This window comes from Bacillus cereus group sp. BfR-BA-01430 (assembly GCF_022663115.1).
GTDB classification, from domain to species: domain Bacteria; phylum Bacillota; class Bacilli; order Bacillales; family Bacillaceae_G; genus Bacillus_A; species Bacillus_A cereus_BD.
In genome coordinates this window covers 696,387-719,189 of the sequence record NZ_JAKUEW010000002.1, presented here as the reverse complement: position 1 = coordinate 719,189, position 22,803 = coordinate 696,387, and the positions used below count along the sequence as shown (strand labels likewise).

Genomic DNA, 22,803 nt, shown 5'->3' with positions numbered 1-22,803 from the left:
CTCATTCATCCTATAGTATGGTGAGTGTTTTAGCGGTATCAATTCCATTTATCATTTTGCTGTTGTTTCGGTGGGGGATGTTTAAACTAGCTTTAAGTGATGAGCAAGAAATATATCGTAAGAAACTGAAAAGCATTACAATTGTTGGTGCGGCATTATTTACTATATGCATCATACAATTAGGGATTAATGAATATCAGTCGAAGTTTCACCAAGAAACATGGTTCAAAAATGATGGCAAACGAGTGTATATGATAGATGATTTATTAGCGAAACATAAACTAATTGGAACATCCAAGGAAGAGGTTATAAAATTATTGGGTACACCAACAGAAATAAGACAGTCTGAAACGGTCTATCAAATGATATATTATTTAGGGACTGAAAGAGGGTTTATCCCGATTGATAGTGAATGTCTCATTTTATACTTAGATCATAATGATAAGATAGTAGATTATAGAATTGAAACGGACTAAAATAGCGGAATATAAAAAACAGAAGGTGTATGTTAGCACCTTCTGTTTCAGAGTGTTGAAAAATAACTCTGTCAAGATATTTACACAATAAAATACTTTGAAAACGCCTCCTTTTGTAAAAAAATATAAAGAAAGGAGGCGTTTTTTATGTTCTATTATCAACAAAATCTTGATATCACACAAAATCATTAATTCTATGAAATGATGTATGATCCAGATGTTCGTTTGTCTGTGCAACATGATCCGAGAGGGCGCTTTGCTTATATTGAACATCGAATAGTAGATGCATTGCACAATTTTATTATTGGTACACATGTAACAGCGACCAATATCCCTGGGCATCGTATTTTATTATTATCAGCACATGAAGATGAACATTTAACTCAAATATTGGAGGAGATTGCGATGAATCAAGATCCAATTTTGCAAAAGGCAATAAATAGGAAAATATGAGCCATGATTCTTCTTTCCGAACAGTGTACGAAGCTCGAGAGAAATTGCTTTTAGATGAGCAAGCAAAGTTAGCACATGCAGAACAAGAGGGCATGGAAAAAGCATTGAGCAAGGTAAGATGCAGATGATACGAGGAATGCATGAAATTGGTGTACCACTTGAAACTATTGCAAAGGCAAGTAAGTTGAGCGTGGAGGAAATCGAACGTATCTTAAAGCTAAAATAAATATATATGAGTATACAGAACTTATGAGTAGAAAAATTAGACGTTCATTATCATAGTACGTCTAATCGGAAAGCATTGCTGAAGATTTCAACAGTGCTTTTTCTTTTTTTCAATATACATGAGACAGGAATTGCATATTTTGTATGGAATAAGGAATAAAAGTAGAATGAAACTAATATATTTAGATGATTTGTTCTACTTTTCATGAAAATCATAATGGATTTTAGAACAAGAATGAAAAGGAGGTAAGACGGTGAGAAAAATACCGACTGAAGTCCTGAGTAAAGAATTGATGGAAAGAGATGGTGTTATATCTATTACAGTAAGGGAATTTGAAAAAATCGAGGTAGCAGGGGTTGTCGTATCTGGGCCAGCTCTTATCTTAATTAATCAAGACTAAGCGTACATATTATGAGTAAAAGCATCCGTATAGGATGCTTTTTCGTTTGCAGGAAAAGAATTTTATTAGATAATAGAGCTACTGGAGGGAAAAAAGTGGCTATTATTATTACAATGTTTGCAATGGGAATTTTATTAGGGTTTGTTGGAGCTGGTGGAGCAGGATTTATAATTGGAGTGTTAACTCTTATATTCCAAGTGCCTATTCATATAGCTCTTGCAACTTCGCTAACAGCAATGACATTTACAACACTTTCAGGTGTAGTAAGTCATTATAGAGAGGGGAATGTTTCGTTAAGAATAGGAGGGATTGTAGGAATATTTGGGGCGATTGGATCGTATGTTGGTTCTAAGTTTGGGGCAGTAATTCCAGCACAGCTTCTTCATTGGTTTACTGCTAGTATGTTGTTTTTATCAGCCATATGTATGTGTATTCGATTACTCTATTTTCACAATCAATCGAAAAGTAATAATGAAAAAGGATTGTCTATCACTATATTAGTGAAAAGTATGTTACTAGGTTTAGTAACTGGAAGTTTAGCGGGTGCTTTTGGGATAGGATCAGCACCATTTATTCAACTAGGATTAATGGTATTATTAGGTTTAACAATTCAGCAATCGGTTGGAACGACAATGCTCATTATTCTTCCAATTGCGATTGGAGGAGGGATTGGTTATAGTTCAGCCGGATATTTAAATTATGTATTATTGGTACAAGTTTTAATGGGAACGATGTTAGGAGCTTATCTAGGAGCGAAGTTTACTAACTTTGCCCCACGTATTGTTTTGAAGCTTTCTATGGTTATGACACCGATTGCAGCCGGATGTCTGTTGTTAGTAGAATAGGATTCGAGGCTTATTGCCCATATATAAAAGAGATAAGAAATCGTGAAACATATATAACAATCTATTAATATGTTTTACATATGAATTATGTAAGTAATTCATATTTCCAATATAAAGGGATTTACTATAATATAATGAGTGTAACGTTCGAGCATTCGACGTATTACTAGTATTATATCCCTATCCCTTTTCTAAAAATGCGAACAAGTTTTGCCCTATTCTATTTCATTTTTCAATGAATAGAAATATATTGTTCGATGACCATTATGGAACGTACATAATGGTGAAATCCCGATCCTTAAAGAGGATGCCCCTAATCTTCATGTGAAAATATGATCGGAAGTAGGAAGCTGACCCATTCAGGTCAGCTTCCTTTTTGGTATGCGCGATATTCCCCCATAATTTCAGTTTGTAATAGAAGAGATTTCCCAAAGCGGCGTTTACATTCATCTGTTACTTTCTGAATAGCGAGAGTATGAGAAGTAGCAGATACCGTAACCGTTGTCCTTCTCGATGTTCGATTTTGTTCACAAAAGACACATTCCACAACATATTTAGAAATCATATTTTCACCCTTTCTTATGAATGATTAGGAATGAGTTGTCTTGGAAGTTGATATAACCTTTCGATGTAAAATGTATTTCCCCTCTATTTTTGAGAGAGAAAATGGGGAAGACCCCCAGTCCATTACAGTTTCATAATGGGTTGGGATCTATTATTTCTCTATTGCGTTATAAACTTTTTGAGTGTTTTGGTTTTCGAGGTTATTATTCTTTCTTATTTTCATGTAATAGTATGTGTAACAAAAGATAATAAATGGGATTGTACAGTAGATTCCTAATCTTTGATTCGGGATGAAGAGTAAGCTAACTAATATAATTCCATACAGTCCGAACCCTAGAATCGGTATAACGGGATACAGTGGAGTTTTAAATTTCAAATCTGTTAATTTCCCGCCATTTGCTACATATTGTTTACGGAAAAGGAACTGGGAAGCACAGATAGACATCCAAACAATAATAGTTATGACTCCAGAAATGGAAATTAACCATAAGTACACTGTTTCAGCAGCTACAACACTTGTTAGTAAAGATAATCCTGAAATAGATATTGTCATGATGAGGGCATATAGTGGGATACCTCTAGATGATAATTTTTGTAAAAATGCCGGGGCCATATTATTTTTTGATAGGGACCAAAGCATTCGAGCTGCGGCATACAGACCTGAATTTGCAACAGAAAGAACTGCAGTAAGGATAACGAAATTCATTATATCAGCTGCATATGGAATACCTATACGATCAAACACAGCGACAAAAGGACTTTTCGTTAATCCAGCTTCTTGCCAAGGGATTAAAGCGACTAGAATGAAAATTGCTAAAACAAAGAAGAACATTGTCCGCCATATAATATTTCTAATAGAGCGCGGTAATGTCTTTGCAGGATTTTCGCTTTCGCCAGCTGCAATCCCAACAAGTTCTGTACCTTGAAAAGAATAATTTACAGTAACCATTGTTAATAAAATGGCACCAATACCATTCGGAAATAGTCCGCCATGCTCGATAAAGTTAGAAAGTAGCGGGGCAGGTTCATTTCCTTTCAACTCAATAACGCCCAACATAGCTGCGCCTCCAAGAATAATAAAAGCTACAATAGCGGATACTTTAATACTTGAAAACCAAAATTCAGTTTCAGCATAACTACGAGCAGATAGGGCATTTATCGTAAAGATTGTGACACCAAATATGAGGCACCATACCCATACAGGAATACCTGGAAGCCAGCGTTGCATTGTAATACCAGCAGTTGTAAATTCGAGTCCAGTCGTATTTGCCCAGCTTAACCAATACAGCCAACCAATTGTAAAGCCGGTGGCTGGGTTTATAAATTTTGTTGCATATTCTTGAAAAGATCCAGAAACGGGCATTGCTACAGCAAGTTCACCGAGACATAGCATAACAAAGTACATTAATAATCCGCCTGCAATAAAAGCAAGTACAGAACCTCCAGGTCCAGCTTGACTAATAATAAAACCAGATCCATTAAATAATCCAGTTCCAATTACGCCTCCGAGTGCAATCATAAATAAATGTCGACTTTTCATCGTGCGTTTTAATTCATGATTTTGTTTATTGAGTTCTGTCATATTTTTCCTCACTTCCCCATGTAATAGATTCAAATACAATTTTCTGTATAGTGGAATGTATTTCATCATATGGAATATAGTTTTAATTTTCAGATAATTAAATCGAAAAGTCAATATTTTTATTTTTTGAAAATTGAATAATTTGTTTGATTTCTTGAGAAGATTTTGTTAAATTGGTAGATAATTAAGGTTATTTAGATATTATGAGTGAAGTTGAGGAGAATGCCCGTGCAGTCTATTGATCGAGCAATTGGTATTATAAAACTATTGTATTCAGAAAATGATAAGGAACATTGGGCTATTTCTGATATAGCTGATGGAACACATCTGCCAGTTAGTACAGTGCATAGAATATTAAATTCTTTAATGGAACATGGATTAGTTACACAAATCACGGAAACGAAGCATTATACAATCGGACCGATGTGGATGGAAGTAGGGCTACGGCAATTAGAAAAAGTAGACTATCGATCTGTCGCAAGAGAAGTAATGAAACGATTAGCATATGAAGTGGAAGAAAGTGTATACTTAAATATTCCAAATGGGACACATTCTATTATTATTGAAAGAATAGATAGTCCTTTAAAGATTCGTGTTATTGATAATTTGGGAGAACAAATTCCCCTTTCCATCGGTGCTGCTAATAAAACGATACTTGCGAATATGAAAACAAATGAGGTAGAACATATTGTAAATCAGCTATTGTCTTCGATACCAGAGCAAAAACAACGGCTATTTGATCAGCTTACTGTGATAAGAAGAGAAGGATATGCGGTAAGTTACGGTGAGAAGACAGAAGGAACAGCATCAATTGCTGCACCCATTATAGGTTTTAATCATAAAGTAGTAGGAGCAATCAGTATTGGATTAATTAGTGAACGGATTAATGAGGAGCGATTTGCTTTTCTTGTTGATCAGGTTATAAATGCTGCAAATGAAATATCAATAAAAATCGGCGGAACAGGAAAGGAATAGGAGAGTATTCTGTCGTTTTTTTATTCACATATTGGAATTGATTTTCATAATACGGAAAACAGGGGGATATATATGGCAAAATGGCAGACAAAAGAAGAGTTAGTACAATTATTGAGTAATCTTGTTGAAATTCCTAGTATTACGGGATCAAAAGCTGAAACGGTATTACCAGACTTTGTTGTTGAACAACTATCTAGTTTATCGTACTTCAAGGAGAATCCTAGTCATTTAGAAAAACATCCAACGGGGGATGGACGCTATTTTATTACAGCTTTAGTAAAGAAAGAGAAGCATCTGAAAAATACAATTATTTTAGTGAGTCACTTTGATGTTGTAGATGTAGAAGACTATGGTGTGTGGAAAGAATATGCATTTCAACCTCAAAAACTAACATCTATGTTTTATTCACATAAAGATGAAGTGCCACATCATGTTCAGCAAGATATAGAACAAGGTGATTGGCTATTTGGTAGAGGGATAATGGATATGAAGTGCGGTTTAACTTTGCATATGGCAATGGTTGAACAAGCTTGTGAAGGGGATTTTGATGGGAATATTCTTTTATTAACTGTTCCAGATGAAGAGGTGAACTCTGTAGGAATGAGAGCCGCTGTTCCAAAATTATTAGAGCTTGCAAAAGAACACGATCTTCAGTATAAAGCAGTCCTCAATTCTGAGCCAATGTTTACATGTTATCCAGGAGATCAAAATAAATACATTTATACAGGATCTATTGGAAAAGTATTACCTGGTTTTCTTTGTTATGGAAAAGAAACGCATGTAGGAGAACCATTCGCGGGACTAAATGCGAATTATATGGCTTCATTATTAACTGCAGAATTGGAATTGAATACGGAACTTTGTGATATTGTAGAAGGCGAAGCAAGTCCACCTCCGACAAATTTATTGCAAAGAGATTTAAAAGAAGATTATTCGGTACAAATTCCTCATCGTGCAGTGACATTGTTTAATTTATTTTTATTAGAAAAAACGATGCCAGATGTTGTTTCGTTGCTATATAAAAAGGCAATAGGAGTAGCGGAGAAAATTGAGGAAACATATGCGAAACAAGCATATCATTTTTCTAAATATAATCCGTTTATACCGCCAAGCCTAAAAGTGAATGTACTCACTTATGAGGAATTGGTTGCTTATGCCATTGAACAGCATGGGAAAGAAACAATTAATAAAATGCAAGCGATTGTTTTGGAAAATCGCGAGGGAAAAGATGACCGTGCAATTACGATTGAACTCGTGGATAGGTTAGCAATTTTATGTAAAGAAAAAGGGCCGATGATAATATTGTTCTTTGCACCACCTTACTACCCGGCTGTAAGTTCTCGTAATAATCCGTTCATTCAAAGTGTAGTAGCAGAACTAGAAAGTTATGGACATGATCAACATGGAGTTACATTTAAAACTCAAAATTATTTTGGTGGAATTTCTGATTTAAGTTATGTAGGATTACAATATCCAGTTGAAGCAATGACTTCACTTGTAGAAAATATGCCTTTATGGAATAAAGGGTATTCGATTCCACTACAAGAATTAGCAGAGTTTAATGTTCCTGTATTAAATGTTGGACCGGTAGGAAAAGATGCGCACCAGTGGACTGAGCGTTTAGATGTAAATTATGCGTTTGAAACATTATTGGATATGTTACCGGTATGTATTGATAGATTACTTGCTAGGAATTCAATGTCACAAGTGTAGTTGAAAAGTAAAAAAAGCTAGAAATTGCAACACAATTTCTAGCTTTTTATCATTTTTTAATGGATCCAAGCTAAGAAAAGCGGTACAATCACTAAACTAGCTCCAGCGGTTAAGAGCATAGATAAACTTGCAATGGTACCTTCAACAGGACCGATTTCAAATGCTTTCGATGTTCCTGTACCATTTGCGCTCGTTCCTAACATAATTCCTTTCGCAATCGCTGTTTTAATGCGGCATAATCTGATAAGAGAAGGGCCTAACAGAGCTCCTGTCAATGCTGTCAATACTACGAATACAGCTGTTAATTGGGACATGCCGCCAATCATTTCTGAAATAGCCATTGCAATCGGTGTTGTTACAATGTGTGGCGCTAAACTATGTTCTAGTGATGCATCAATCTTAAAAGCATTTGCTAACAATGCAGAAGTAATAACTGATAAAAAGGAACCTACAACTACATTAATTAAAATAGCACTTGCATGTTTCTTTAATAAATCAAAATATTTATAAATTGGCCATGCAAAAGCTACAGTTGCTGGTTTTAATAGTTCAGTTAACCAATGACTTCCAGAATTATATGTTTCATAAGATGTATCGAATCCTAGTAATAAAGCAATTAAAATGATTGGACAAACGAGTAAAGGAGAAAGTAAACTCCAATTCCAACGTTGATACATTTTTTTAGAAATCCAATATGTGAATAGTGTTAATAGTAAACAAAAAAAGCCAATCATTGTACAGATCCTTTCCGCTTCAATAGCAATTCTGTCAAGATTCCTGTAACAAGAGTTACACAAAGAGTACTAATCATAATAATAAAAATGAGATCGATGCCATATTGTGATAATGTATCTTTGTAGCGGATCACAGCGACAGCAGAAGGAATAAAAAATAAAATGAGTTCTTTTAATAAAAAGTCTGCTCCATCTTGAATCCACTCTTTTTTCACCAGGTTAAATTTTAATGAAATTAATAATAGGAAAATGCCGATAATACTTCCTGGGATTGGGAGGTGTACCTGCTTTGCAATCCATTCACCTGTCCAAGCAAAACAAAATAATAATAAAATTTGTCCGCTTAATTTCCACCATTTCATACAGTAACACCCCTTTCATTTTTTTTTGCATAAAAATGATAAACAAGAATTAATAATTTCTACTATACGTTCTTTCAAAAAATTTGTCTAATATATAAATTATATGTTATTAATTTATTATACATATTAATTGAAAAGGGTGTCCAAGATGGAATTACGGCATTTGCAATATTTTATTGTTGTGGCAGAAGAGCTACACTTTGGACGAGCAGCGGCTCGTTTACAAATGACACAGCCGCCACTTAGTCAACAAATCCAACAGTTGGAGCAAGAAATGGGAGTTATGTTATTTGCAAGGACAAAGCGGAAAGTTGAGCTTACAGAAGCGGGAGAAATGTTTTTAAAAGAAGTAAAGAAAGCTTTTGATCAAATTGAAAAGGCAGTAGAAGTTGCGCAAAGTGCACAAAGAGGGGAAGTGGGATCTCTTTCAATTGGATTTGTGGGAGCTGCTATATATGATATTTTACCTTCAATTGTGAGAGAATATCGAAAGAAATTTCCAAGGGTATCGGTTGCGCTTCATGAATTATCTACACCGGAGCAAGTGCATGCACTTCATGAAAATCGAATTGATGTCGGTTTTTTACGTCCGCCGATTTCAACGCAATTATTAGAACTTGAACCGATTCAAAAACTATCTTGTACACTATGTTTACCAAAAGCTCATCCACTTGCGGAGAAAGAAGAAATTCATATTGAAGATTTGAGAGATGAGTCATTTGTCTTTATAACAAGACCAGTATGGCCTGCACTCTATGACACTATCTTGTCATTATGCCGCGGAGTTGGTTTTAGTCCACGCATTGTTCAAGAGGCAGCAGAATACCAAACGGTAATGGGATTAGTAGCGGCAGGAATTGGAATTACTGTTATTCCCGTTTCGGCTAATAAGCTATACAAAACAGAAGTTGTATATAAAGATCTATATGATTCTAATTTTGTAGCTGAGATGTCAGTTGCTTACCGAAAAACGAATAGTAGCCCTGAACTATTAGAGTTTTTAAAAATTGCAAGAGATAAAAAGCGAATTGAAGTTGAAAATGAACTTCCTACAAAAAACTGCTGATTAAAGTTTCACTTTATAAAAGAAAATAGAGCTGTTTCGTAAGTCGAATTCTTGACAACGAGACAGCTTTTTTCACACTTTATGAATGAATTTCTAAGACTTCCTTTCTAGTAAATCAGTTTAAAGGTGTTAAATGCATACTTAACACCTTTTTATTGTGGGGTTGTTCAGCGCTTCTTCAGCTAGTAAAGCAAAATACTGTGCGCTAATTGGTAATGCTTTTTCATCTAAAGTAAAGGAAGGGTGGTGCCATTCGTTTGTTCCGTTTGTCCCCATAAAGACGAATGAACCTGGAATTTCTTGTTGATAAAACGAGAAATCTTCTCCTGCCATAGAAGGTCTTGGTGAAATGATTTGTAGCCCCATTGTTTGAGCTACATGAGTAGATAGTTCGGTAAGGTATCCATCATTTTGAACGGCAGGGGGGCCAGGATACCAATGCAGTTCCACTTCAACTCCTAGTGCATCAGCAATACCTTTCACAATACGTTCCATTCGCTGTGGAATTTTTTGACGCGTATCAGCTTGAAACGTGCGAACAGTACCTTCTAACGTTGCTTTTTCAGGGATAACATTCCACGTATTTCCTGAGTGAATGTTTGTTACACTTACAACAGCATTATGAAAAGAACTAATATTTCGGCTTACAATTGTTTGAAGTGCCATGACGATTTGAGAAGAAGCTACGATAGGATCTACCCCTGCATCAGGTACAGCGGCATGTGTTCCGACGCCTTTAATTTTAATTTGAAATCGGTCTACTCCAGCCATAAGTGGACCTTCTTTAATACCAATTGTACCAACTGGTAAATCAGGCTTGTTGTGCATGCTAAAAATAGCTTGTACGTTTTGTAAATGTCCCGCTTCGATTACTTTACATGCGCCGTTTCCACTTTCTTCAGCTGCTTGGAATATAAAGCGTACGGTTCCGTGTAGTGAAGATTCTTTTTCTTTTAATAAGTAGGCAGCACCAAGGATAGCTGCGGTGTGAAAATCGTGTCCGCATGCATGCATTTTATTAGGAATTTTTGATGCATAAGGTAAGTCGTTTTCTTCTTGAATCGGGAGCGCATCGATATCAGCACGAAGGGCAATGGTTGGCCCGCCTCTATTACCGGAAATTTCTGCGATGACTCCAGTTTTTAAATGCGTATCCATTATTGTGATATTTGCTTCCTCTAACAAACTCTTAATGAATTTTGTTGTTTCAAACTCCTCATAAGATAGCTCTGGATATTGATGTAAGTGACGACGAATCGAGATTAATTTCTCTATCAATTGATTTGTAATCGTGTTCATTTCGTTTGCCTTCTTTCTCACAATATATAACTTTTTCATTTTGCTCCGTATAAATAAAAGATATACTACAAAATGTAGCATAAATATATATATAATTCGAGAAAAGATTAGAATAGTAAAAAGGGATTTCTCATTTTGAGAAACCCCTTTTTACTAAATTATGCAGCAACTTTTTTATGTGTATGATGTTTGCGAGATTTTCCGCGCATTGCGTATGCGATTTGTGGGATTGCGATGCCAATTAAAATAAAGGCTACACCACACCATTGAGAAGTAAGGACCGCCTCTTTTAAAACGAACACGGACATAATGGTTGTAACGGGAAGCTCAGCTGCTCCAAGAATTGTTGCTAACCCAGATCCAATTTTAGGAATGCCGATTGTAAAGGCAATAGATGGAATGACAATACTAAACGTTCCTAGCCCCAATCCATATTTCCAAAGACCTTGTGAAATCGCACCATTAAAAAGGAATGTTGGTGGGAATACAATCATGACTAAAGTTAATGCACCAGCCATTAATAGAACACCGCGTGGTAATGAGGGTACTTCAACCGCCACTTTCCCACTTACAAAGATGTACGTTGCGAATGCAACCGCAGATAATAATCCTAATAAAATTCCTGTCATGTCAAAATCGCCTATAGATTTTTCGACTAATCCGCTCGATAAGAATGTACCAGCTAATAAAAAGATAACCGAAATAACTTTTTCTCTTGATGGCAATGCTTTTGTTGCGATTGCTTCAATAATAATGCCAACCCAAACAAATTGGAATAAAAGGATAATGGCGATGGATGCCGGTACTGTCTGTAGTGAAGCGTAATAAAAAATCCCTGTAAAGCTAGCTGAAGTGCCAGCGATAAATAAAATAAACATTTGTTTTAACGGGACGCGATGTCTCGCAAATAAAAGTGTAATGCTAAGTAAAATAAGCCAACCGAACAAATACTGACTACCGATTACTTCCCCAAGTGAAAAGCCTTCCGCGTATGCGAATTTAACAAAGATTGCTAAAACCCCATAGCTACATGCTCCTAATAAAACGAAAAGTGAATAACGAAGCATAAACAACTCCTCCCATCTATATGAAATTGTTCCTAAACGGACATATATAACTAGATGGAAGTATACAAAATTAAAAATGAAGGGTCAAATGAAAGAAAAGTTCGACATTTTATAGAATAATAATAAAAGTATGATATTTATGCGAAATCTTGAAATTTATAATAATAAAAGTATTGTAAAATAAGTAGAGAGATGCATAAAATTAGCATTTGAAAAAAATATTTTTTGTGAAAAATGAGTGTACGAATGCGAGTGGTTTGTGAAATGTAGAAAGCTTTGATATGTTATGGGTAACGAGCATCTATATTATAATAGAAGGAAAATGAAAACGTTTTATAGAAAAGTAATTGTGCGTAAGAATGATCGCGTTTTTCATATTAACATGTTGGAAAGTATGAATTCATCAATTGTTCATAGTATTTTTGCTGATTTTTGCTACAATATTGAAGAAGAGAGGAGTGAAACGATGCAAGATATTAATATTTTCTTAGCGTTTGGTGCGGGATTTTTATCATTTATTTCCCCTTGTTGCTTACCGCTGTACCCAGCGTTTTTATCTTACATAACAGGAATGTCTGTTTCTGATTTAAAAGAAGAAAATGCGATGCTTCGTAAAAGAAGTATGCTTCATACAGCATTTTTCTTACTTGGATTTTCACTTGTATTTATTGCTATTGGTTTCAGTACAAGTTTTATTGGTTCATTTTTCCAAGATTATAAAGACTTGATCCGACAATTAGGAGCAATTTTTATTATTGTGTTTGGTCTAATCATTGTAGGAGTATTTCAACCAAAATTTTTAATGCAAGACCGAAAATTTACATTCAAAAGTAGACCGAGTGGCTATATCGGTTCTATTTTAATTGGATTAGCATTTGCTGCTGGGTGGACTCCGTGTACAGGCCCTATTTTAGTAGCGGTTATCGGGCTTGCTACGACAAATCCAGAGTCTGCAATGTTATATATGATTGCATACATACTTGGGTTTGCTATTCCATTTTTTGTCCTGTCATTCTTTATTACAAAAATGTCTTGGATAAAGCGCCATAGTGGAACGTTTGTAAAGGTCGGCGGTTACATTATGATTGTCATGGGGGTTGTTTTATACTTTAATTGGATGACAAAAATCATTGTGTATTTCTCAAGTTTATTTGGCGGTTTCACAGGCTTTTAGTATGATTCCGTGAAATTGTTGGAAATACTAATAGAAAAGCATATAATGAAACTATATTTTTTATATTGCCAAAAAAAAGGATGAGAACGTATGAACATAGTTGTTTTATCAAGTATTGTTGCGGTATGTATGGCCGTTGGTGCGATGTTTATTCGTCTAAAAGCAGCGAAGAAACCAGCAACATTAAAAAAAATTATTCTTCCACCGTTTTTTATGAGTACAGGGGCGCTCATGTACATTTTTCCGGAATTTCGACTAACACCAGCAGAAATGTTAGAAGCAATTGGTGTTGGATTGTTTTTCTCCATTTTTCTAATTAAAACTTCCAAGTTTGAAGTGCGAGGACAAGACATTTACTTAAAACGTTCCAAAGCATTCGTATTTATTTTAATTGGTCTACTTGTTATACGGATTGTTTTTAAAACATATTTAAGTCAATCGCTTGACTTAGGCCAACTGAGTGGTATGTTCTTCTTACTTGCTTTCGCAATGATTGTATCATGGAGAATTGCAATGTATCGCTCCTTTACGAAGTTACAAAAAGAGATGGAAAAAGAAGATGGATTTTATAATGAAAAAGATATGAAATTAACGTAAAAAACCTCAGGAGAACTTGAGGTTTTTTATTTTGCTAAAAGAGATTGATAAGAAGAATAATCAATTTCTTTTTCTTGTAATTTTTTAATTAAAAATTTATGATCTCTCTTTGGTGTCGCAATAATATACCCTTTAATAATTAAATCTTCAGTTATTTTTGATGTCTTTGCTTCTAATGCTAATTCGCCAATTTTCCCAGCTATTTTAGAACGTGCCACATCTCGGAAAAGTTCAGGAACTGGGCTGACAAGTTCTTCTAACAGTTGTTTTTGTTCCTCGTCCCATAAATGTCTCGTTTGTTCAATGTAATATGCTTCCCAATCTAAAATAGACATACCATCTTCTTTCGGGAGTCTTTTTAAGAATTTTCGGAACATAAAATATCCACCGATAGACATGAGCCCTAATAAAATGACAGTCCAAGCAACAATAAACCAACTAAACCATCCTTCCAGCAAGTATATACCTCCTTTATGATAGCTTTTACTAGTATTATAAGCAGTGAGTTTATTAGAAAGCAAGAACGCTTGGTCAATTTTGACCAAGCGTTCTGAATTAAACAAAGTATAGTTGTTCAATGCGTAATATATGATAATCGTCTTCTAAATATTCAATGATAAGTGTGCCTACTTTACGATCTTTATCTTCAGTTGTGAAAATAGAGTAAGAAGTAAAACGTTCTGTTGATAAGCCGCTAATATGTGTAGGGAGGGAAATGTAGTCATTGTCGCGGAAAAACTCCATCAGTTCAACCTCTTCAAACTGTTTTCGATCTACCGGTTGATTTGTGTAGCGACGTTGTAATTGTTTTAAAGATTCATTCCAAGAAATTACTTTTGTATCATATACCATTTGTTCTATCTCCTTACTATATGTAATCGTTAAGAACGTATGTTCCGATCTAGTATACCCCGTTTCAAATAAAAGGGAAAGCAAAAAATAATGTAAGCTTGGTTTTCCAAGCTTACATAAAAGGCGCCCATAATCGTCTCTATCTTTATTATAAGCGAGATAGAAATAGGAAACAAGGCTCGAAGTATTTTGTTGATAGTTTGTAAAATTTTGTTTATTAAAAAAATACAATTCCTTTTACGAAAGTCGCATCATGTTTTTATGAGTATTAGTTAAAGAGACTGTAACATATGCAGGGGTTTTCTGTAAATGATTTGTATGTGTAAATATGACGGACTTTCCAGAAAGTTTGTTTAAACTATTGACGATTAAACCGTTTTCATATATTCTTAAATTAAGAAATATTCAAATAATTATTAAGAAATGAGAGAGTCACATGCTTCTTCAAGGAACACATCGAATTGGTCGTATGGCGATGTTGCTTGCACTTGCGGATGAGGGTGAAAGCTCAGTATTATCGATTCCACAAGGATGGAAATATTGTACTGGAAAAGTTGGATCTATGAACTCGCAAAAAGTTGTTGCAGCAATGGAAACAGCGGCTAAAAGCAACCAAGTGATTGAAACGGATGTTTATAGGGAAACTCATGCACTTTATCATGCAATTATGGAAGCGTTGTATGGGGTAACGAGAGGTCAAATTCAGTTAGCAGACGTTCTTCGTACAGTAGGTCTTCGGTTTGCAATCGTGCGCGGTACACCATACGATAGGAAAAAAGAAGGCGAATGGGTGGCTGTTGCACTTTACGGAACGATAGGTGCGCCTGTAAAAGGATCTGAGCATGAGGCGATTGGTTTAGGAATTAATCACATATGATTTGCCCATAGTTTATTAGTGAAAAGGGGGCCTTGCTTTTTAGGACAGAAGTCTGTCTTGAAAAGGTAAGGCCCCCTTTTGCTTTTTAGGAGGGAAACAATAATGGTTACGTTAACAGGACATTCATTGACAGTCGAAGAAATGAAGCGATTGCTATTTGAGGGAGAAGGGGTAACAGCTTGCCCTGATAGCATGCAAAAAGTAGCGGAGTGCCGTGAAGCTGTTGAAAAAATTGTAGAAGATGGAAAAGTTGTTTATGGTATTACAACTGGATTTGGTAAGTTTAGCGATGTGCTTATTCAAAAAGATGATGTGAAAGAACTTCAACATAATTTAATTCAATCGCATGCTTGTGGCGTGGGTGACCCATTTCCAGAAGAAGTATCGCGAGGTATGTTAATTTTACGTGCTAATACGATGTTAAAAGGAGTATCTGGTGTTCGTCCACTTGTTGTGAACATGTTATTAGAGTTTGTGAATCGGAATATTCATCCCGTTATTCCGCAGCAAGGTTCACTAGGTGCAAGTGGTGATTTAGCACCATTATCGCATCTTGCTCTTGTTTTATTAGGAGAAGGGGAAGTGTTTTATAAAGGAAAGCGCGTTCATGCGATGGTAGCTCTTACTGAAGAAGGTCTGGAACCAATTGAATTAGAGGCGAAAGAAGGTCTTGCATTAATTAATGGTACACAAGCGATGACAGCCCAAGGAATTCTTTCTTATATGGAAGCGGAAACACTTGCTTATCAGTCAGAACTAATTGCATCTATGACAATTGAAGGCTTGCGCGGCATTATTGATGCATTTGATGAAAATGTTCATAAAGCGCGAGGGTATAAAGAACAGATAGAAGTAGCGCAGCGTATTCGTAACATTCTTCAAGATAGCAAGCTTGTAACAAAACAGGGAGAACTGCGCGTACAAGATGCCTATTCATTACGCTGCATCCCTCAAGTTCATGGTGCTTCTTGGCAAGTATTACATTATGTAAAAGAAAAATTAGAAATTGAAATGAACGCAGCAACCGATAATCCCCTTATTTTTGATGGAGGAGAAAAAGTGATTTCAGGCGGGAATTTCCACGGTCAACCAATTGCCTTTGCAATGGATTTTCTAAAAGTAGGGATGGCAGAAATTGCGAATATTTCAGAGCGCCGCATTGAGCGTCTTGTGAACCCGCAGTTAAATGATTTACCGCCATTTTTAAGTCCTAAGCCAGGTCTTCAGTCTGGTGCAATGATTATGCAATATGCAGCTGCTTCACTTGTATCAGAAAATAAAACATTAGCGCACCCAGCAAGTGTTGACTCCATTCCGTCATCAGCAAACCAAGAAGATCATGTAAGTATGGGAACAATCGCTTCACGTCATGCGCATCAAATTATTCAAAATGTAAGACGTGTACTTGCGATTGAAATGATTTGTGCAATGCAAGCAGCGGAGTATCGAGGTATAGAAGAGATGAGTTCTGCAACAAAAGCATTTTATTATCAAGGACGACAGCAAGTACCTTCTATTACAAATGATCGTATATTTTCAACAGACATTGAAAATATTGCGCATTGGTTGAAAACAAGTCAGTTCACATTAGAACGATTAAATGTAAAGACAACATTATAAAAAGGAAAAGGGAGAGATTGAATATGGAAAACGTAAAACAAACAATTCGTGCGCCAAGAGGAACAGAATTGCAAACAAAGGGCTGGATTCAAGAAGCTGCACTTCGTATGCTGATGAATAACTTAGACCCAGAAGTAGCAGAAAAGCCAGAAGAGTTAGTTGTTTATGGCGGCATTGGTCGTGCTACTCGTAACTGGGAGAGCTATCATGCGATTGTTGATTCATTAAAAACATTAGAAAGTGATGAAACATTACTTGTTCAATCAGGGAAACCGGTTGCCATTTTTAAATCACATGAAGATGCACCACGTGTTCTTTTGGCTAACTCCAATTTAGTACCGAAGTGGGCGAATTGGGAGCACTTTCGTGAGTTAGAACAAAAAGGTCTTATGATGTACGGACAAATGACAGCAGGTAGCTGGATTTATATCGGTACACAAGGGATTTTACAAGGAACATATGAAACATTTGGGGAAGCAGCGCGTCAACATTTTGGTGGTTCATTAAAAGGGACATTAACGCTTACTGCTGGTTTAGGCGGTATGGGGGGAGCGCAACCTCTTGCTGTTACGATGAATGGCGGCGTAGTCATTGCAATTGATGTAGATAAACGTAGCATCGATCGCCGTATTGAAAAAAGATATTGCGATATGTATACAGAATCGTTAGAAGAAGCACTAGCTGTTGCGACAGAATATAAAGAAAAGAAAGAACCTATTTCAATCGGACTATTAGGAAATGCTGCGGAAATTTTGCCTGAGTTAGTCAGTCGCGGTATTACGCCAGATTTAGTAACGGATCAAACATCTGCACATGACCCGTTAAATGGATATGTTCCAGCTGGATATTCGTTAGAAGAAGCTAGCAAACTTCGTGCAGAAGATCCAGAGCGTTACGTACAATTATCAAAAGAAAGCATGAAAAAACATGTAGAAGCAATGCTTGCGATGCAAGAAAAAGGTGCTATTGCGTTTGATTATGGCAATAATATTCGTCAAGTTGCATTCGATGAAGGATTAGAACATGCATTTGACTTCCCAGGATTCGTTCCAGCGTTTATCCGTCCGTTATTCTGTGAAGGAAAAGGTCCATTCCGCTGGGTCGCACTTTCTGGTGATCCAGAAGATATTTATAAAACAGATGAAGTAATTTTACGCGAGTTTGCTCATAACGAGCATTTATGTAATTGGATTCATATGGCACGTCAGCAAGTTGAATTTCAAGGATTACCATCTCGTATTTGTTGGCTTGGCTATGGGGAACGTGCAAAATTCGGACGCATCATCAATGAAATGGTTGCAAGCGGAGAATTATCAGCACCAATCGTGATTGGTCGTGACCATCTAGATTGTGGATCTGTAGCGTCGCCAAACCGTGAAACAGAAGGAATGAAAGATGGTAGTGATGCAGTGGCAGACTGGCCAATTTTGAATGCATTAATCAATAGTGTGAACGGTGCAAGCTGGGTATCTGTTCATCACGGCGGTGGAGTTGGTATGGGATACTCGCTTCACGCTGGAATGGTTATTGTTGCAGATGGAACAGAAGCAGCAGCAAAACGAATTGAACGCGTCTTAACTTCCGATCCTGGAATGGGTGTTGTTCGCCACGTGGATGCAGGATATGACTTAGCAGTTCAAACAGCGAAGGAAAAAGGCGTTAACATTCCAATGATGAAATAAGGAGGAAACAACATGCTGGACATTTTACTAACGAATATCGAGCAATTATTAACAATGGATCAAGAAGATGGCGTATTAAGACAGGAAGCAATGAAGACGCTTCCAGTTATCGAAAATGGTGCAGTTGGGATAAAAGATGGTGTGATTACGTTCGTTGGCACAGCGGAAGAAGCAAAAGGGTTACAAGCACGAGAAGTCATTAATTGCGAAGGGAAAATTGTTTCTCCAGGCTTAGTTGATCCTCATACACACCTTGTATTTGGTGGATCTCGTGAAAATGAAATTGCTCTTAAATTGCAAGGAGTACCGTATTTAGAAATTTTAGAGCAAGGCGGCGGCATTCTTTCAACTGTAAATGCAACGAAGAAAGCATCAAAAGAAGAACTTGTAAAGAAGGCGAAATTTCATTTAGACCGCATGCTATCATTTGGTGTGACAACGGCGGAAGCGAAGAGTGGCTACGGTTTGGATGATGAAACAGAGTGGAAGCAATTAGAAGTAGCAGCGCAGCTTCAAAAAGAGCATCCAATTGATTTAGTTTCGACATTTTTAGGAGCACATGCAGTTCCGAAAGAGTATAAAGGCAAGTCAAAAGAGTTTTTACAATGGATGCTAGATTTATTACCAGCGATAAAAGAAAAAGAATTGGCTGAATTCGTTGATATTTTCTGTGAAACAGGTGTATTCTCTGTTGAAGAGTCGAAAGAGTTTTTATTAAAAGCGAAAGAACTTGGGTTTGATGTGAAAATCCATGCAGATGAAATTGATCCGCTTGGTGGTGCAGAAGCGGCGGCAGAGATTGGGGCTGCATCAGCTGATCATTTAGTAGGTGCATCCGATAAAGGAATTGAAATGCTTGCAAATTCTAATACAGTTGCTACGCTCCTTCCAGGAACGACTTTCTATTTAAATAAAGAAAGCTTTGCACGCGGGCGTAAAATGATTGACGAAGGTGTAGCTGTTGCATTAGCGACAGATTTTAATCCAGGTAGCTGTCCAACTGAAAACATTCAGCTAGTTATGAGCATTGCGATGCTGAAACTGAAAATGACACCGGAAGAAGTTTGGAATGCTGTAACAGTCAATTCAGCGTATGCGATTAATCGCGGTGATGTCGCAGGTAAAATTCGCGTTGGGCGTAAGGCAGACGTAGTTTTATGGGACGCACATCATTATGCGTATGTACCATATCATTACGGAGTGAGTCATGTAAATACAGTATGGAAGAATGGAAATCTTGCATATACAAGAGGTGACAAAGCGTGGAGCAAAGCCACTATTTAAAGAAAAATGCAAAGTTTATCGATCGTGAAGTAACAAAATGGAGTGATATGATAAAAGGATGGGATGGGGAAGAAATATTTGGCGCGGCGTTAATCGGTGCGTCTCTTTCTAAGCCGTCTATTAGCCATTCTGGGGCATGCTTTGCACCAAAAACGATTCGTACGATGTTAGATGCATATAGCACATACGCGATTACTGAAGAATATGACATGAAAGAAAGTATCTTATATGACTGCGGTGATATTACGATGCATGTAACAAATATAAAAGAAAGTCATGCTCGTATTGCGAAGACGCTTCAGTATTTGACAAAAGTAAATCCGCAAATGGTACCAATCGTTCTTGGCGGTGATCATTCTATCAGCTTTCCGAGTATAAGTGGTTTTGCAAGTAGTAAAGGGAAAGTTGGCATTATTCAATTTGATGCGCATCATGATTTACGTAATTTAGAAGATGGGGGACCATCGAATGGAACGCCATTTCGTAGTTTGCTAGAGCATGATGTGATTGTAGGAAAGCAACTCGTACAAATCGGGATACGTAATTTTTCCAATGCTCGTACGTACCATGAGTATGCAAAAGAGAATGATATAACGATATACACAATGAAACATGTACGTGAGCGATCTATAAAAGATATAATTACAGAGAGTGTCGAAATTTTGCGTAGACAAGGGGTTACAGCTATTTATGTTTCTGTCGATATGGATGTATTAGATCAAGCATTTGCACCAGGTTGTCCAGCAATTGGACCGGGCGGAATGGATAGTATGACATTGCTTGATGCGATCACATACCTTGGTCAAGAACCACTTGTCCAAGGTATGGATATTGTAGAGATTGATCCAACGTTAGATTTTCGTGATATGACGAGCCGGATAGCTGCTCAAGTTATTATGAACTTTTTACTAGCAAGGGAAATGATGAGTAAGCAAGTTAGCGTATAAGTTTCCAATTTGGAAAAGTGGAGCGGAAGATGATATGAAAAAGTAGTTTGCTATACGAGTACGAATAAGGATAAAAAGAGAATGCTTTACGTGTTCTCTTTTTCTTATGAAAAAGCTTCTTATTTCAAGATTCGGAGAGAAACGAAGAAGATAATAGTCGTCTGTAAAAATTTGATTGGTTTCGCTTAATGATTTGTTAATAGAAATTTCACTTGAAACATGTTCTGAAAAGGTTTGTTTATTTTTCTGAATATTTTTACTTTATTTTTTTTGAAAAGCCGGGTAATCTACTGGGATAAAAGCGTTTATCGCGTTTTTTGTAACATCGGAAAACATCATTTTCACTTGAAGGAATGAAAAATCTTTGTTAAGGTAGGAAACCATAAGCGAAAACAAAATAGAAAAAGTCATTTTTCGAAATGTTAAGTGGCTTATGGAAACGAAAAAGGAGAGATTTGGTGAAGGTTGAAATTATTATTTCGCTTGCTATTTATATGGCAGGTATGTTGTATATCGGATATTGGTCTTATAAAAAGACGTCCGATTTATCAGATTACATGTTGGGGGGACGTGGACTCGGTCCAGCAGTTACGGCCTTATCGGCTGGTGCCTCTGATATGAGTGGTTGGATGCTAATGGGATTGCCTGGTGCAATGTATGCAACAGGGTTGTCCAGTATGTGGATCGCTATTGGTCTCTTGCTTGGTGCATATGCGAACTATTTATTATTAGCACCGCGCTTACGTACGTATACGGAAGTAGCAAATGATTCTATTACTATACCAGACTTTTTAGAAAATCGATTTCAAGATCGTACAAAAATACTTCGTTTTGTCTCCGCTATTGTTATTTTAGTCTTTTTTACATTTTATGCGTCAGCTGGTTTAGTTTCAGGTGGCCGACTATTTGAAAGTTCTTTTAATTTAGATTATAAAATTGGTTTATTTGTAACAGTTGGTGTTGTTGTTGCATATACACTATTTGGTGGGTTTTTAGCAGTTAGTTGGACGGACTTTGTCCAAGGATGCATTATGTTTATAGCTCTTGTTTTAGTTCCAATTGTTGCTTTCACAGATATGGGTGGGGTAGCAGAAACGTTCAATGGAATCAGGGCTGTTGACCCAGCTCGTCTGGATCTATTTAAAGGAACTACGATACTAGGGATTATTTCATTTTTAGCTTGGGGACTTGGATATTTTGGTCAACCTCATATTATTGTCCGCTTTATGGCAATTACCTCTATTCAAGATTTAAAAACTTCGCGAAGAATTGGTATCGGTTGGATGAGTATTTCTATACTCGGTGCGATGCTCACAGGACTCGTTGGTATTGCTTACTACTCTCAAAGTGATAGCACATTAGCAGATCCAGAGATGGTCTTTGTAGCATTCTCGAATATTTTATTCCACCCGTATATTACAGGCTTCTTGCTATCAGCTATTTTAGCTTCTATTATGAGTAGTATTTCCTCACAATTACTTGTTATCTCTAGTGCGGTAACGGAAGATTTCTATAAAACATTTTTCCGTCGAAACGCATCAGACAAAGAACTGGTATGTATCGGAAGGCTTGCTGTTTTAGTCGTCGCAATGATCGCCGTTGCTTTAGCGTATCATCCAAGTGATACGATTTTAACTCTTGTTGGTTATGCATGGGCAGGATTTGGTTCAGCGTTTGGACCAGCTATTTTACTTAGTCTGTATTGGAAACGAACGACAAAATGGGGTGTACTTGCGGGTATGCTTGTTGGTGCCGTTACAGTCATTACATGGGTACAGATTCCGTTTTTAAAAGAAATGCTGTATGAAATGGTACCAGGTTTTACTTTTAGTTTATTAGCTGTTGTTATTGTTAGCATTTTAACAAAAGAACCTTCAAAATCTGTACATCGAGAGTTTCATGAGATGGAAACAGTTTTGGAACAAGCGACAGAGTAGAGATTGTAGTAGTTTGAAAGAAATAGATTCATCAAAAAAGGTAAATGGTTTTTTCATTTACCTTTTTTGAT

General features: G+C 36.5%; 22 protein-coding genes and 1 pseudogene. 15 read left to right on the top strand and 8 right to left on the bottom strand.

Annotation, left to right across the window (positions count from 1 at the left end; all coding sequences use genetic code 11):
* The first annotated feature begins 17 nt into the window (after nt 1-17).
* The 4 genes and pseudogenes from MR058_RS07975 (at nt 18) to MR058_RS07960 (ending at nt 2,400) form a co-directional block, all read left to right on the top strand.
* A complete protein-coding gene (locus tag MR058_RS07975; RefSeq protein WP_242143460.1) occupies nt 18-476 on the top strand; it encodes a hypothetical protein in 459 nt (152 codons plus the stop codon).
* 345 nt (nt 477-821) lie between these two features.
* Nucleotides 822-1,155, top strand: a pseudogene (locus MR058_RS07970) (Rpn family recombination-promoting nuclease/putative transposase); the annotation flags it as partial.
* A 253-nt stretch (nt 1,156-1,408) separates the two neighbouring features.
* Nucleotides 1,409-1,555, top strand: a complete 147-nt coding sequence (locus tag MR058_RS07965) for a BC1881 family protein (protein WP_242143459.1) — start codon at nt 1,409-1,411, stop codon at nt 1,553-1,555.
* Nucleotides 1,556-1,650: 95 nt separating this feature from the next.
* Nucleotides 1,651-2,400 (top strand): sulfite exporter TauE/SafE family protein, encoded by a 750-nt coding sequence (locus tag MR058_RS07960; protein ID WP_242143458.1) that lies wholly within the window; start codon nt 1,651-1,653, stop codon nt 2,398-2,400.
* 364 nt (nt 2,401-2,764) lie between these two features.
* Here MR058_RS07960 and MR058_RS07955 read toward each other — a convergent pair whose 3' ends face one another.
* Complete coding sequence (locus MR058_RS07955; RefSeq protein ID WP_242143457.1) at nt 2,765-2,965, bottom strand: DUF3903 domain-containing protein; 201 nt, start codon at nt 2,963-2,965, stop codon at nt 2,765-2,767.
* A 150-nt stretch (nt 2,966-3,115) separates the two neighbouring features.
* On the bottom strand, nt 3,116-4,546 hold the full coding sequence (locus MR058_RS07950) for an amino acid permease (protein ID WP_242143456.1): 1,431 nt from the start codon (nt 4,544-4,546) through the stop codon (nt 3,116-3,118).
* A 222-nt stretch (nt 4,547-4,768) separates the two neighbouring features.
* On the opposite strand from MR058_RS07950, the gene MR058_RS07945 reads away from it, so the two are divergent.
* Together MR058_RS07945 and MR058_RS07940 are read left to right on the top strand one after the other, a co-directional pair.
* Nucleotides 4,769-5,521, top strand: a complete 753-nt coding sequence (locus MR058_RS07945) for an IclR family transcriptional regulator (protein WP_242143455.1) — start codon at nt 4,769-4,771, stop codon at nt 5,519-5,521.
* A gap of 72 nt (nt 5,522-5,593) precedes the next feature.
* Nucleotides 5,594-7,234 carry a M20/M25/M40 family metallo-hydrolase gene (locus MR058_RS07940; RefSeq protein ID WP_242143454.1) on the top strand — a complete coding sequence of 547 codons (1,641 nt, stop codon included), beginning with the start codon at nt 5,594-5,596 and terminating at the stop codon, nt 7,232-7,234.
* A 56-nt stretch (nt 7,235-7,290) separates the two neighbouring features.
* Here the strand turns inward: MR058_RS07940 and MR058_RS07935 are convergent, their stop codons facing one another.
* Together MR058_RS07935 and MR058_RS07930 are read right to left on the bottom strand one after the other, a co-directional pair.
* Nucleotides 7,291-7,968: an LrgB family protein gene (locus MR058_RS07935; RefSeq protein ID WP_012094764.1), complete on the bottom strand. Its 678-nt coding sequence runs from the start codon at nt 7,966-7,968 to the stop codon at nt 7,291-7,293.
* Nucleotides 7,965-8,330 (bottom strand): CidA/LrgA family holin-like protein, encoded by a 366-nt coding sequence (locus MR058_RS07930; protein ID WP_012094763.1) that lies wholly within the window; start codon nt 8,328-8,330, stop codon nt 7,965-7,967. Before MR058_RS07930 ends, MR058_RS07935 begins: the two co-directional genes overlap by 4 nt.
* Nucleotides 8,331-8,478: 148 nt before the next feature.
* Between MR058_RS07930 and alsR the strand changes: the two genes are divergently transcribed.
* Nucleotides 8,479-9,396: an acetoin biosynthesis transcriptional regulator AlsR gene (alsR, locus tag MR058_RS07925; RefSeq protein ID WP_242143453.1), complete on the top strand. Its 918-nt coding sequence runs from the start codon at nt 8,479-8,481 to the stop codon at nt 9,394-9,396.
* A 141-nt stretch (nt 9,397-9,537) separates the two neighbouring features.
* Here alsR and MR058_RS07920 read toward each other — a convergent pair whose 3' ends face one another.
* Together MR058_RS07920 and MR058_RS07915 are read right to left on the bottom strand one after the other, a co-directional pair.
* Nucleotides 9,538-10,695 (bottom strand): M20 peptidase aminoacylase family protein, encoded by a 1,158-nt coding sequence (locus MR058_RS07920; RefSeq protein WP_242143513.1) that lies wholly within the window; start codon nt 10,693-10,695, stop codon nt 9,538-9,540.
* 158 nt (nt 10,696-10,853) lie between these two features.
* Nucleotides 10,854-11,762: an EamA family transporter gene (locus tag MR058_RS07915; RefSeq protein ID WP_242143452.1), complete on the bottom strand. Its 909-nt coding sequence runs from the start codon at nt 11,760-11,762 to the stop codon at nt 10,854-10,856.
* 466 nt (nt 11,763-12,228) lie between these two features.
* On the opposite strand from MR058_RS07915, the gene MR058_RS07910 reads away from it, so the two are divergent.
* Complete coding sequence (locus tag MR058_RS07910) at nt 12,229-12,936, top strand: cytochrome c biogenesis CcdA family protein (protein ID WP_242143512.1); 708 nt, start codon at nt 12,229-12,231, stop codon at nt 12,934-12,936.
* 90 nt (nt 12,937-13,026) lie between these two features.
* A complete protein-coding gene (locus tag MR058_RS07905; RefSeq protein ID WP_242143451.1) occupies nt 13,027-13,533 on the top strand; it encodes a CcdC family protein in 507 nt (168 codons plus the stop codon).
* Between the two features lie 26 nt (nt 13,534-13,559).
* Here MR058_RS07905 and MR058_RS07900 read toward each other — a convergent pair whose 3' ends face one another.
* Both MR058_RS07900 and MR058_RS07895 read right to left on the bottom strand, forming a co-directional pair.
* Complete coding sequence (locus tag MR058_RS07900; RefSeq protein ID WP_242143450.1) at nt 13,560-13,991, bottom strand: DUF2621 domain-containing protein; 432 nt, start codon at nt 13,989-13,991, stop codon at nt 13,560-13,562.
* Nucleotides 13,992-14,088: 97 nt separating this feature from the next.
* A complete protein-coding gene (locus MR058_RS07895) occupies nt 14,089-14,385 on the bottom strand; it encodes a hypothetical protein (protein ID WP_242143449.1) in 297 nt (98 codons plus the stop codon).
* A 436-nt stretch (nt 14,386-14,821) separates the two neighbouring features.
* On the opposite strand from MR058_RS07895, the gene hutP reads away from it, so the two are divergent.
* From hutP to putP, 6 genes are all read left to right on the top strand, one after another.
* Nucleotides 14,822-15,262 (top strand): hut operon transcriptional regulator HutP, encoded by a 441-nt coding sequence (hutP, locus tag MR058_RS07890; RefSeq protein WP_242143448.1) that lies wholly within the window; start codon nt 14,822-14,824, stop codon nt 15,260-15,262.
* Between the two features lie 102 nt (nt 15,263-15,364).
* Nucleotides 15,365-16,882 (top strand): histidine ammonia-lyase, encoded by a 1,518-nt coding sequence (gene hutH, locus MR058_RS07885; RefSeq protein ID WP_242143447.1) that lies wholly within the window; start codon nt 15,365-15,367, stop codon nt 16,880-16,882.
* Between the two features lie 23 nt (nt 16,883-16,905).
* A complete protein-coding gene (gene hutU, locus MR058_RS07880; RefSeq protein ID WP_242143446.1) occupies nt 16,906-18,564 on the top strand; it encodes a urocanate hydratase in 1,659 nt (552 codons plus the stop codon).
* A gap of 12 nt (nt 18,565-18,576) precedes the next feature.
* On the top strand, nt 18,577-19,848 hold the full coding sequence (hutI, locus tag MR058_RS07875) for an imidazolonepropionase (RefSeq protein WP_242143445.1): 1,272 nt from the start codon (nt 18,577-18,579) through the stop codon (nt 19,846-19,848).
* On the top strand, nt 19,827-20,795 hold the full coding sequence (hutG, locus tag MR058_RS07870) for a formimidoylglutamase (protein ID WP_242143444.1): 969 nt from the start codon (nt 19,827-19,829) through the stop codon (nt 20,793-20,795). The genes hutI and hutG overlap by 22 nt, the downstream gene beginning before the upstream one ends.
* 458 nt (nt 20,796-21,253) lie before the next feature.
* A complete protein-coding gene (gene putP, locus MR058_RS07865) occupies nt 21,254-22,732 on the top strand; it encodes a sodium/proline symporter PutP (protein ID WP_242143443.1) in 1,479 nt (492 codons plus the stop codon).
* Nucleotides 22,733-22,803: the final 71 nt, after the last annotated feature.